The organism is Streptomyces sp. NPDC052052 (assembly GCF_040680455.1).
Classification (GTDB): Bacteria; Actinomycetota; Actinomycetes; order Streptomycetales; family Streptomycetaceae; genus Streptomyces.
Window position 1 is genome coordinate 38,849 of sequence record NZ_JBFAWU010000015.1, and the last position, 12,181, is coordinate 51,029.

General features: G+C 72.0%; 10 protein-coding genes. 1 reads left to right on the plus strand and 9 read right to left on the minus strand.

Features of this window, described 5'->3' with window-relative positions:
* Nucleotides 1–10: 10 nt before the first annotated feature.
* Both AB0L71_RS19260 and AB0L71_RS19265 read right to left on the minus strand, forming a co-directional pair.
* The gene (locus tag AB0L71_RS19260) at nucleotides 11–1,039 is read right to left on the minus strand and encodes a PhoH family protein (protein WP_365244076.1); all 1,029 of its coding nucleotides are present in this window, start codon (nucleotides 1,037–1,039) and stop codon (nucleotides 11–13) included.
* A 140-nt stretch (nucleotides 1,040–1,179) separates the two neighbouring features.
* Entirely contained in the window at nucleotides 1,180–2,295 is a 1,116-nt protein-coding gene (locus AB0L71_RS19265; protein ID WP_365244077.1) for a PfkB family carbohydrate kinase, read from the minus strand.
* 339 nt (nucleotides 2,296–2,634) lie between these two features.
* Between AB0L71_RS19265 and AB0L71_RS19270 the strand changes: the two genes are divergently transcribed.
* Nucleotides 2,635–3,993 (plus strand): MFS transporter, encoded by a 1,359-nt coding sequence (locus tag AB0L71_RS19270; protein ID WP_365244079.1) that lies wholly within the window; start codon nucleotides 2,635–2,637, stop codon nucleotides 3,991–3,993.
* Here AB0L71_RS19270 and AB0L71_RS19275 read toward each other — a convergent pair.
* The 7 genes from AB0L71_RS19275 to AB0L71_RS19305 form a co-directional block, all read right to left on the minus strand.
* Nucleotides 3,957–4,949 carry an adenosine deaminase gene (locus AB0L71_RS19275; RefSeq protein ID WP_365244081.1) on the minus strand — a complete coding sequence of 331 codons (993 nt, stop codon included), beginning with the start codon at nucleotides 4,947–4,949 and terminating at the stop codon, nucleotides 3,957–3,959. The genes AB0L71_RS19270 and AB0L71_RS19275 overlap by 37 nt on opposite strands.
* Nucleotides 4,950–4,984: 35 nt before the next feature.
* Complete coding sequence (locus tag AB0L71_RS19280) at nucleotides 4,985–5,893, minus strand: ribonuclease Z (protein WP_365244083.1); 909 nt, start codon at nucleotides 5,891–5,893, stop codon at nucleotides 4,985–4,987.
* Between the two features lie 7 nt (nucleotides 5,894–5,900).
* Nucleotides 5,901–6,260: a histidine triad nucleotide-binding protein gene (locus AB0L71_RS19285; protein ID WP_365244085.1), complete on the minus strand. Its 360-nt coding sequence runs from the start codon at nucleotides 6,258–6,260 to the stop codon at nucleotides 5,901–5,903.
* A gap of 160 nt (nucleotides 6,261–6,420) precedes the next feature.
* Nucleotides 6,421–9,651, minus strand: coding sequence for a S41 family peptidase (locus AB0L71_RS19290; RefSeq protein WP_365244087.1), 3,231 nt, complete (start codon nucleotides 9,649–9,651; stop codon nucleotides 6,421–6,423).
* Between the two features lie 79 nt (nucleotides 9,652–9,730).
* Nucleotides 9,731–10,258: a hypothetical protein gene (locus AB0L71_RS19295; protein WP_365244089.1), complete on the minus strand. Its 528-nt coding sequence runs from the start codon at nucleotides 10,256–10,258 to the stop codon at nucleotides 9,731–9,733.
* Between the two features lie 81 nt (nucleotides 10,259–10,339).
* Nucleotides 10,340–11,086, minus strand: coding sequence for a 16S rRNA (uracil(1498)-N(3))-methyltransferase (locus AB0L71_RS19300; RefSeq protein ID WP_365244091.1), 747 nt, complete (start codon nucleotides 11,084–11,086; stop codon nucleotides 10,340–10,342).
* On the minus strand, nucleotides 11,083–12,156 hold the full coding sequence (locus AB0L71_RS19305) for a nitronate monooxygenase (protein WP_365244093.1): 1,074 nt from the start codon (nucleotides 12,154–12,156) through the stop codon (nucleotides 11,083–11,085). The genes AB0L71_RS19300 and AB0L71_RS19305 overlap by 4 nt, the downstream gene beginning before the upstream one ends.
* Between the last annotated feature and the right edge of the window lie 25 nt (nucleotides 12,157–12,181).

Consider the following 12,181-nt stretch of genomic DNA (forward strand, 5'->3'; position numbering starts at 1 on the left):
TGCGCTGCGACTACTTCCCGTTGCGGCTGTCTCGGCTGTCGTACTTTTCGTACGCGTCGACGATACGGCCGACCAGCTTGTGCCGGACGACATCCCGGGAGGTGAGCCGGGAGAAGTGCACGTCCTCGACGCCCTCCAGGATTTCCTGGACCTGACGCAGTCCGCTCTTGGTCCCGTTCGGCAGGTCGACCTGGGTGACGTCACCGGTGACGACGATCTTCGAGTCGAAGCCGAGCCGGGTCAGGAACATTTTCATCTGCTCGGCGCTGGTGTTCTGCGCCTCGTCCAGGATGATAAAAGCATCATTAAGCGTACGGCCCCGCATATAGGCCAGAGGTGCGACCTCGATCGTGCCCGCCGCCATCAGCCGCGGGATGGAGTCGGGGTCGAGCATGTCGTGCAGCGCGTCGTAGAGCGGGCGCAGATACGGGTCGATCTTCTCGTAGAGGGTGCCTGGCAGGAAGCCCAGCCGCTCACCGGCCTCGACGGCGGGACGGGTCAGGATGATCCGGTTGACCTGCTTGGACTGCAGGGCCTGAACCGCCTTCGCCATGGCGAGATAGGTCTTTCCGGTGCCGGCGGGGCCGATGCCGAAAACGACGGTGTGCTTGTCGATGGCGTCGACGTACCGCTTCTGATTGAGCGTCTTGGGGCGGATCGTGCGACCGCGGCTGGAGAGGATGTTCTGGGTGAGCACCTCGGCCGGCGTCTCCGGTCCGTCCCCCTCGCCTTTCTCCGTCGCCCTGAGCATGGCGATCGAGCGTTCCACTGCGTCCTCCGTCATCGGCTGACCGGTGCGGAGCACCAGCATCATCTCGTCGAACAGGCGCTGGATGAGAGCGACCTCGCGCGCGTCTCCGGCGGCACTGACCTCGTTTCCCCGGACATGGATGTCGACCGCCGGGAAGGCCGTCTCGATCACGCGCAGGAGAGAGTCACCTGACCCCAGAACGGTCACCATCGGATGCTTGGCCGGAACGGAGAACTGGGCTCGCGCCTGCTCCGGCGCAGGGGTCTGGGCTGTGGATGTCTGAGTCATGGGCCGGCTCTGTGGCCTGCACATACCTCCTGTTGCAGGGTTCTCGCCGATCGACAACCTCTTGGTTTCCAAGCCTACGACTTGGCACCGACAACACCGACAGCTTTTTCGTGCGGGGGACGAACGCGTGTGCCCGGGTGTCACGCCGGATGACGGAATCCGAGCGTCGGGACGGCGCGGCGCAGCGGCCACGGCCGGGCCGCCGCGGGCAGGAGTTCGTCCAGGAACGCGTACCGCCGGAGCGCCGCCGGATCCTGGTCGGTGAGGGTGCGCACCTGCTGCCACCAGGCGGCGATCTCCTCCCAGCCCGGGGCCGACAGCGATCCGCCGAACTCCTGCACCGAGAGCGCCGCGGTGAGTCCGGCGAAGGCCAGCCGGTCGGCCAGCGGCCAGTCCGCCAGGGTGCCGGTGACGAATCCGGCCACGAACACGTCGCCCGCGCCGGTCGGGTCCAGCGCCTCGACCTCGATGGCGGGTACCACCGCGCTCTCGCCGGTGGCCGAGTCCACCGCGTACGCCCCCTCCGCGCCCAGGGTGACCACGGCGAGCGGCACCCGCTCGGCCAGGGCGTGGGCGGCGGCACGCGGGCAGTCGGTACGGGTGTAGCGCATCGCCTCCTCGGCGTTGGGGAGGAAGGCCTCGCAGTGCTCCAGGTCGGCGAGGGCGTCGAGGTCCCAGCGGCCGGTCTCGTCCCAGCCGACGTCGGCGAAGATCCGCGCGCCGTTCGCGGCCGCCTTGGCGACCCAGGGCTCGATGCGGCCGGGGACGAGCGAGGCGACGGCGGCCCGGGCCCGGGGCGGGCAGCTCGGGAACACGTTCTCCTCGGCGGGCATCGCGGCGCCCGCGGGGCCCGGGGCCTCGTGGCCGTGCGAGACCATCGTCCGCTCGCCCTCGTAGGCCATCGAGACGGTCACCGGGGAGTGCCAGCCGGGGACGGTGTGCGACATGGACAGGTCGATCCCCTCGCCCTGCTCCAGGGCGTCCCAGCAGTACTCCCCGTAGTGGTCGTCGCCGAAGGCCGCGGCCAGCGAGGTGTGCAGTCCCAGCCGGGCCAGCGCGGTGGCCATGTTGGCGACCCCGCCGGGGCTGGAGCCCATGCCGCGCGCCCAGGACTCGGTGCCGCGGACCGGGGCGCTGTCGAGGCCGGTGAAGATGATGTCGAGGAAGACCGTGCCGGTGAGGAAGACGTCGCAGTCCGGGTCCTGCGGGGCGCGCAGCCCGTCCAGCGGGTCGATATCCGGAATATCTGTGCTCACCTTGCGCTCCCGGGTCGTAGCAGATCTGGCCAGTGTGCCCGATACGCCCCCGTAGCCGGCGGGTTCGGCCCGCCTTCTCGGCAGGATCCGCCAAGCTCCCGCACACACAGGCGATGACCTGCGTAAACGTCTTCGTGTACCCGTTTGACCGAAGCGTAAACACAGATGTGCCCCAGATCACCCAGGGGTGCCTTTCGGCCGACCGGGGGCAGTTGATACAAATTGGCCCGCGAGCCCCGTCGGCGAGAGTTGCCGCGGTGTGTCCCGCTTTCCCCTGCATTTCGCGCATTGCCCTCCCCTGCCTTCTCCGCCTCCTTCGGCATGTCCTCAGGAACGCCCATGTCCTCGCGCCCTCGCGCCGCATGGCCGCTGGTCGCCGTGTTCACCGCCGGTTACCTCGCCTCCTATCTGCTCCCCACCGTCGTCGGGCGGCTCGCCGTGTATCTGGGCCTCAGTACCGCCCAGGCCGGGCTGGTGGGCAGCGCGCTGCTGCTGAGTTCGGCGACCGCCGGGTTCACGCTGGCGGGCCGGGTCGAGCGATACGGGCCGCGCAGACCGGCGCGGATCGGACTGGTGCTGGCCGCGGCGGGGTACGGGTGCGCGGCGCTGGCGGGTTCCGTGCCGCTGGTGGTCACGGGCGTGGTGATCGGCGGCCTCGGCTCCGGTACGGCGACCGCGGTGGCCGCGGCGGGCATCGCCGCACAGCGCGATCCGCACCGCACCTCGTCCCTCGGCCTGCTCAGCGTCTCGGCCACGGCGGGCGTCCTCTATCTGACGATCCCGCACCTGGGCGGCGGGCACCGGCTGCCGTTCGCCTCGATCGCCCTGGTCGCCCTGTTCGTCTGGCCCGCCACCGCCCGGCTCGGCGGCGCCTCCCCCGGCGGTTCCGCCGCTCCGGCCGCCGGTCGGCTGCCGCACCGTCGCCCCGGCCTGGTGCTGGCGGGCGGCATGCTCGTCTGGTCCATGGCCCAGAACGCGCTGTGGGGGGTCAGCGGCCGGATCGGGGTGGCTCAGGCCGGGCTCTCCGAGGTCACCGTCGGTGCGGTGTTCGCCGCCGCGCTCGGCGCGGGCCTGCTCGGGGTGCTCGGCGCCGGGCTGCTGGGCGCCAGGCTCGGCCGGGCGGTGCCGATCGGTCTGGGCACCGTGATCATCGCGGCGAGCATCGTGCTCAGCTCGTCGGCCGGGAGTCTCGGTCCGTTCGCGTCCGGCGAGATCCTGTGGAACGCCGTCTATCCGGTGGTCCTGTCGTATCTGATCGGGCTGGCCGCCTCCCTGGACGTGCGCGGCCGCTGGGCGGTGCTCGCGGGCTCCGCCTCGTCCGTGGGGGTGGCCTGCGGACCGGTCCTCGGCAGTGTGCTGTCCGAGCAGGCCGGCTACCCGGTCATGGGACTGGTGCTGGGCGCCGTCACGCTCCTGGTCGCGGCCCCTGTCACGGCGGTCGCCCTGCACACCGGTGGCCGTACGCTGCTGCCGGGATCGGTTCGCCGCCGGGGTGGCGCACCGGCCGCGCTGCTCGCCGTCACCACCGGGGCGATGCCCGGCGCCGTGCCTGAGCTGGGCGCGCCCGAGCAGGCCGTGACGGAGATCAGCCCGCCCGCACTGCGCCGCGGACGCCCGGTCAGGACCGCGTTCCGGACGGCGGGCCCGTCGGGCGGCCCCGGTCAGTCGAACGCGTACGCCTCCACCTCGGCGAGATAGCGCGCCCTGCGCTCCTCGTCGTGGTCGAGGAAGGCCGCTTCGAAGGAGTTGCGGGCCAGCGTGCGCAGCTGCTCCCGGTCGAGGCCGAGCGCCTCGTGGACGGCGTGGAAGTTGTCCCCGGCGTATCCGCCGAAGTAGGCGGGGTCGTCGGAGTTCACCGTGCAGAGCAGTCCGGCGGCCATCATGGCCGGCAGCGGGTGCTCCTCCAGTGTGTCGACGGCCCGCAGCCGCACGTTGGACAGCGGACAGAGGGTGAGCGGTACCCGGTCGGCGACCAGGCGCTTCACCAGGTCCGCGTCCTCCATGCAGCGCAGCCCGTGGTCGATGCGCTCGACCCCGAGCACGTCCAGCGCCTCATGGATGTAGGCGGGCGGCCCCTCCTCGCCGGCGTGGGCGACCTTGCGCAGCCCGAGTGCCCCGGCCGCCTCGTAGACCTCACGGAACTTCACGGGCGGGTGCCCGACCTCCGCCGAGTCGAGACCGACCGCGCTGATCCGGTGCAGATACGGCTTCGCGGACTCCAGGGTCTCCAGCGCCGACTCGGCGGACTGGTCGCGCAGGAAGCACATGATCAGCTGGGTGGAGATGCCGTGCTTCTCCTCGCTGCGGTCCAGCGCCCGGCCGAGCCCCTCGATGACGGTACCGATCGGGACACCGCGGGCGGTGTGCGCCTGCGGGTCGAAGAAGATCTCGGCGTGCCGGACGCCCTGGGCGGCGGCACGGGCGAGATACGCGTCGGCGAGTTCCTCGAAGTCCGCCTCGGTCCTGAGCACCGCCATCAGGGCGTAGTACAGGTCGAGGAAGGTCTGGAGGTCGTCGAAGAGGTAGGCGGTGCGGAGCTCCTCGGTGTCCGCGTACGGCAGTCGCACGCCGTTGCGTTCGGCGAGTGCGAAGGCCAGCTCGGGTTCGAGGGTTCCTTCGATGTGGAGGTGGAGTTCGGCTTTGGGGAGGGGCACTGGTTCTTTCACGCTCACAAGTGGTGCTGATGGGGTCAGAGGTGCCGGGTGGGTACGGCGACCCGGCCGAGGTCCTGGGCGACGGTCAGTTCGCCCTCGAACCCCGCGGCGCGGGCCTGGGTCTCGAAGACGCCCGGGTCGTCGTACCGCTGCGAGAAGTGCGTCAGCACCAGATGGCGTACGCCCGCGTCCCGGGCGACCCGGGCCGCCTGGCCGGCGGTCAGATGGCCGTGGTCGGTGGCGAGCCGCTCGTCCTCGTCGAGGAAGGTCGACTCGATGACCAGCAGGTCGCAGCCCTCGGCGAGGACATGCACGCCGTCGCAGAGCCTGGTGTCCATGATGAACGCGAACCGCTGTCCGCGCCTGCGCTCCGAGACGTCGTCGAGCGTGACACCGCCGAGGGCGCCCTCGCGCTGGATCCGGCCGATGTCGGGCCCCTTGATGCCGTGTGCGGCCAGTTTCGCGGGCAGCATGCGGCGACCGTCGGGCTCGACGAGCCGGTAACCGTACGACTCGACGGGGTGCGAGAGCCGATGGCTGCTGAGCGTGTACGCGTCCGTGGTGGCGATCACCCCGTCGGCGGCGACCGGGGCCTCGGTCAGCTCGACGGACTCGCGGTAGGCCGTCGCGTACCGCAGCCGCTCGAAGTAGTGCTGTCCGCTCGCCGGGTAGTGCGCGGTGACCGGGTGCGGGACCTGGTCGAGGTTGATCCGCTGGATCACCCCGGCCAGGCCCAGCGAGTGGTCGCCGTGGAAGTGCGTGACGCAGATCCGGTCGATGTCGTGCGCGGCGACCCCGGCCCGCAGCATCTGCCGCTGGGTGCCCTCACCGGGGTCGAAGAGGATTCCTTCGCCGTCCCAGCGGAGCAGATAGCCGTTGTGGTTGCGGTGGCGGGTCGGTACCTGGCTGGCGGTGCCGAGGACCACGAGTTCACGGACGGACACGGTGAATCTAGCCGGGGGGCCACTGCAGTCCGCGGCCGCCCAGGACGTGGGCGTGCGCGTGGAAGACGGTCTGGCCGGCGCCCGAGCCGGTGTTGAAGACGACCCGGTAGCCACTGTCCACGATCTTCTCGTCGGCGGCGACGTGCCCGGCCTCGCGCAGTATGTCGGCGGCGATCGCCGGTTCGGCCGCGGCGAGGGCGGCGGCGTCCGCGTGGTGGACGCGGGGGATGACGAGTACGTGGGTGGGGGCCTGGGGGTTTATGTCCCGGAAGGCGACGGTGGTCTCGGTCTCCCGGACGATCGTTGCCGGGACCTCACCCGAGACGATCTTGCAGAACAGGCAGTCGGGCTGCGGTTCTCCCGCCATGGGGTCGGCTCCTCGGTCGTGGTGATCGTTGTACGGGCATGCTATCGGGACGGACGAGTGGGTCCGGGCGCCGCCGCGGTACGCCCCTTGGCGGCCCACTCCCCCGCCCCGGTCCCGCCGGCGCGACCGGGGTGCGGGGGCGACGCCCCCGCACCCCGCACTACAGCCCCGGCCGGTCGGGAGCCTGCTTCGCCGGTGTCTCGGCCAGCGAGGCCAGGGCGATCCGGATCGCCTCGTCCAGCTGCGGATCACGCCCCGCCACATGGTCCTGCGGCGTCATCACGACCTCGACATCGGGATCGACCCCGTGGTTCTCCACGCCCCAGCCGTAACCCTCCAGCCAGAAGGCGTACTTGGGCTGGGTGACCGACGTCCCGTCCACGAGCTTGTACCGGCTGTCGATGCCGACCACGCCGCCCCAGGTGCGCGTACCGACCACCGGGCCGATGCGCAGCGCCTTGATCGCGGCGTTCACGATGTCGCCGTCCGAACCGGAGAACTCGTTGGCGACCGCCACCACGGGACCGCGCGGCGCGTCCCCCGGGTAGCTGGAGGGCCGCATGCCGCGCGGCAGGTCCCAGCCGACGATGCGCCGGGCGAGCTTCTCCACGATCAGCTGTGAGGTGTGGCCGCCGCGGTTCTCCCGGACGTCCACGACCAGTCCCTCGCGGGCCACCTCGATCCGCAGGTCGCGGTGGAGCTGGGCCCAGCCGGAGCCGACCATGTCGGGGACGTGGAGATAGCCGAGGCGGCCGCCGGAGTGCTCGTGGACGTACGCCCGCCGGTCGGCGACCCAGGCGTGGTAGCGCAGCGCCTCCTCGTCGTCGATGGGCACGACGACGACATGGCGCGGATAGCCGCCGTCCACCGGGGAGACCGTCAGCTCGACCGGCTTGCCGGCCGAGCCGGTGAGCAGCGGTCCGGGGCCGGTGAGCGGGTCGACCGGCTGACCGTCGACGGCGAGGATCGCGTCGCCGACACGCACCGCCACTCCGGGTGCGGCGAGCGGCGAGCGGGCCGCCGGATCGGAGGTCTCGGACGGCAGGATCCGGTCGATGCGCCAACTGCCCTCGTCCGAACGGGAGATGTCGGCGCCGAGCAGTCCCTGCCGGGAGGAGTCGTCGCGCCAGCCTCCGGGCGGCGTCACATAGGCGTGGGAGGTGCCGAGCTCGCCCTGCACCTCCCACAGCAGGTCGATCAGATCGTCGTGAGTGGCGACGCGGTCCAGCACCGGGCGGTAGCGGTCCAGCACCCCGTCCCAGTCGATGCCGCCCATGTCGGGGCGCCAGAAGTTGTCCCGCATGATGCGTCCGGCCTCGTCGTACATCTGGCGCCACTCGGCGGCCGGGTCGAGGATCCGGCGGATCCGGGAGAGGTCGACGGTGACGTTGTCGCCGTCGTGGTCGTCGTCGCCGGGCGAGACGCGGCTGTCGGACGGCACGACCCGCAGCTTGCCGCGGGTGTGCAGGACGAGCCGCTTGCCGTCGCCGCTGACCGCGAAATCGTCGACGTCCGAGGCGAGTTCCTCGCGGCGCAGCTTCTCCAGGTCGTATCGCTCCAGGACGGTCTCGGGCCGATGGGAGTCGGGCGTGGCGCCGCTCGTCCCGAGCACTCCCGTCACCGGGTGGCTCAGCCACAGCAGCCCGTCCTTCGCGGCGCGCAGCGAGGAATAGCTGCCGGCCTCGACGGGCAGCGGCACGATCCGGTCGGCGAGGCCGTCGAGGTCGATCCGGGTGACGGGCAGTGCGGTCGGGTTGTCCTCGCCGTCGCCGCCCTTGTCCTTCTCGGTCGGGCGGCCGTGCCGCTGCGGACCGAACGGGGAGGGGGTGGTGGCGGCGAGCGTCAGCAGATGGGGACGGCAGCCGCCGATGAACGCCAGGTCGAAGACATGGGTGTCGTAGATCGGGTCGAAGGAGCGCTCGGAGAGGAACGCGAGGTGCTTGCCGTCGGTGGTGAAGGCGGGGGCGAAGTCCCGGAACCGCAGCGGGGTCGCCTCGGCGACCGACAGATCGGCGAGGTGCGCGAGCTTGAGCTGCCTGAGCGGTTCGGGCCCGGGGTGCGACCAGGCGAGCCAGGCCGAGTCGGGCGAGAAGACGAGACCGGAGGCGTCGCCGTCCTCGCTGCGGTCCACCTCGTGGACCTCGCCGCTCTCCCGCTCGACGATCAGTACCCGCCCGTCGTGCGCGGCGACGGCGAACCGGCTGCCGTCCGGGGCCGCTTCCAGGTCGAGGACCCTGCCGATACGGCCCGCTGCGAGGCGGCGCGGTACGGCGCCCGGGGCGGTGCCGGTGGCGGGTGCGCATTCCAGGGCGTCGTCGCCCTCGGCATCGGTGACCCAGACGACGTACTGGTCGCCCTCGGCCTGGAAGGCGCGGGGCATCCTGGCCCGTACGCCCGGTTCGACGGCGAGCGCGCGGGCCGGCCCCTCGCGGTGGGTGACCCAGTGGACGGCGCCGCGCGTCGCGACGGCGCTGCCGCGGCCCGTGCGGTCCGGGGACGCGGAGTCGAGGTTGCTGCCGGCGTGCACGGGGTGGGGCTGGAGGTCGGCCCGCTGGCCGCCGAGCCGGATGTCGAGGCGGCGGGGTTCGGCGCCCTCGAGGTCGTCCAGCAGCCAGAGCTCACCGGCCGACGCGTAGCCGACGCGGGTGCCGTCGGTGGTCGCGTGGCGGGCGTAGAACCCCTCGATGCCGGTGTGCCTGCGCAGGTCCGAGCCGTCGGGCAGCGAGGAGTAGAGCGCGCCGACGCCTTCGTGGTCGGAGAGGAAGGCGACCCGGTCGCCCACCCACATCGGCGCTTCGATGTTCCCGTCGAGGTCCTCGTGCAGCCGTACGAACTGTGCCGGGCCGTCGGTGCCGCCCTCGGGTTCGATTTCAATCCACAGCTTGCCCGCGGTGCCGCCCCGGTAGCGCTTCCAGGTGGCGGCCTCGCGCCCCATGGCGGCCGAGAGCAGCAGGACCCGTCCGCCGGGCCCGTACGCGAGGGACCCGACCGGGCCGTAGGGCAGGGTCCGCGCGGGCCCGCCGTCCACCGGGACGGCCCTGGCCCAACTGCGCCGCAGCGAGGCCTGCCCCTGAGTGGAGGTGACCAGTACGTCGCCCTCGGGCGTCCAGCCGCGCACCGTGGTCCGCGCGTCGCCCCAGTAGGTCAGCCGCCTGGAGGGGCCTCCGTCGACGGGGGCCACATGCACCTCGGGCGCCCCGTCCCGGGTGGACGTCCAGGCGACGTGTGTCCCGTCGGGAGATATCCGTGGGTTGGTGACCGGCCGGTTGTCGGCGCTGACGCGCCAGGCACGGCCGCCGTCCAGCGGTGCCAGCCAGACGTCGTCCTCGGCGGTGAAGGCGATCAGATCGCCCTGGACATGGGGGTATCGGAGGTAGGCAGGCTGCGTCACAGGGATCACCCTAGGCCGCCCGCATGCTCCGCGTAACCGGGTTGGCCGGAGTCCGCCGGGTGGTCCGCGCCGGCCGCATTCACTTCCCCCGGGGCTGTTCGGTCACGGTGACCGTCACGGTCACCGTCGGCCGGGCGCCGCCTCCCGCCGGCGTGCGTGCGCCGACGACGGGCTGGGCGGCGGCGCAGTTGCCGAGCATGTCCGAGTGGAAGACGACCTTCCCGCCGGTCCTGGCGGTCAGGTCGCCCTGCACGCACCGCCCGTCGAGTTCCTGGGTCACCGTGCCGACGAGGGTGATGTCCTTGCCGGTACCGGTCCTTCCGGTGCAGTCGACGTCCGCGTTCCGGGGCGCGGAGGCGGATGGCGACGACGTACCCACGGCACGGTCCCCGTGGACGTCGGCGGTGCAGTTCAGCCACCGCACATCGACTCCGCTGCGCTCCAGGGCGCTGGTGCCGGTCAGGTCGGTGGTCACGGCGATGGATGTGGAGTTCAGGTTGCCCGTCGGCTCACAGGCCGCGACACCTGCGACCGCCGCGCCCGCGAGAGCGGACGTGGCCAGAAAGCGACGGGTTCTTCCCCGGCCCCATGCCCTGGATGTCCCCATACGGTGAGCTTCCCACCGTGGTGACGCGCGCCGGTAGACGCGTGCGGCCACAACCTGGCGGCGCAGGCGCGCGAAGGGGGCTCACGCCCAGCGGCCGGTGCGCCCCAGCAACAGCGCCGCGGCCGCCGTGCCCGCCGTCGAGGTGCGCAGGACGGATGCCCCGAGCCGGCAGACCCGGGCGCCGGCCGCGGTGAAGACCGCCAGTTCGTCCGGCGACACGCCGCCCTCGGGGCCGACGACCAGCACGATCTCCCCCTGGGTGGGGAGTTGGACGGCGGCCAGCGGCTCGCTGTCGTGGTCCCGGTCCTCGTGCAGGACGGCGGCGAAGTCCGCCGTGGCCAGAAGTGCGGCCACCTGTGTGGTCGTCAGCGTGTCGGCCACTTCGGGGAAGCGCGTCCGGCGTGACTGCTTGCCCGCCTCCCGGGCGCTGTTGCGCCATTTCGCGAGGGACTTGAGGCCGCGGTCCCCCTTCCACTGCGTGATGCAGCGCGATGCCTGCCAGGGCACGATCGCGTCGACGCCGGTCTCCGTCATCGTCTCGACGGCGACCTCACCGCGGTCGCCCTTGGGCAGGGCCTGGACGACGGTGATGCGGGGAGCGGGCCGCGCCTCCTCCTGGACCGCCACCAGGCCCGCGACGACGAGCCGGTCCTTGCCCTCGACCGCCCCGACGACGCCTTCCGTCCAACGACCGCGACCGTCCGTCAGTACGACGGCCTCACCTGCGCGCAGCCGCTTCACCGATACGGCGTGCCGCCCCTCGGGCCCTTCCAGAACGAACTCCGGCCCCTCCGGGACCTGTTCGACGACAAAGACCGGTGCGGTCACTGCATACTCCCTGTGCTCACTGCCGCCCGTGCGGCGTCCACTTCCTCGACGAGCAGTTCGACCAGTCGGCCGGCCGGCAGCTCACGCGCCATCCGGTGCCCCTGCCCCGCCCACAGTGCCATGCCCTGGGCGTCACCGGCCTTCGCCGCCGCCTTGCGCAGCCCGCTGGTCAGATAGTGGACCTGCGGATAGGCGGCGGGGGCGTACGGGCCGTGCTCGCGCATGAAGCGGTTGACGAGGCCGCGGGCCGGGCGGCCGGAGAACGCCCGGGTCAGGGCGGTCCGTACGAAGAGCGGGTTGGTCAGTGCCTGCTTGTGGAGCAGATGCGCGCCGGATTCGGGGCAGGCGAGGAACGCCGTGCCGAGCTGGGCCGCCTGGGCCCCCGCGGCGAACACCGCGGCGATCTGCGACCCGCGCATCAGCCCGCCCGCGGCGATGATCGGCACCTGCACGGTCTCGCGGACCTGGGCCACCAGGGAGAGCAGTCCGATCCCGGTCCCGTCGGCCTGCGGGTCGTCGCGGTGGGTGGACTGGTGACCGCCCGCCTCCACTCCCTGGACACAGACCGCGTCCGCGCCCGCCCACTCGGCGGCCTGGGCCTCCTCGGGCGTCGTGACCGTCACCACGGTGTACGTGCCGACGCCGGCGAACGCGTCGAGGGTGTCCCGGGTCGGACAGCCGAAGGTGAAGGAGACGGCCGGGACCGGGTCCTCCAGAAGTATGGCGAGCTTGGCCTCGTAGCCGTCGTCGCCGCTGGAGTCCGGATCTCCGAGCGGAGTGTCGTACCAGGCGGCCTCACCGGCGAGTTGATGCCGGTACACCTCGACGGCGCCCGGGTCGGCGAGTTGGGGCTGCGGCATGAAGAGATTGACTCCGAAGGGCCGACCGGTCAGCCTGCGCAGCCGTTTGATCTCGTGGTACATGCCGTCCGTCGTCTTGTACCCGGCGGCCAGGAAGCCCAGTCCGCCCGCCCCGTTGACGGCCGCGACGAGCTCTGGGCAGGAGGCGCCTCCCGCCATGGGCGCCTGAATGATCGGATACCGGCAAATATCAGTCAGCACGGATGACATGACCGCATCGTGTCACGTTCCGCGC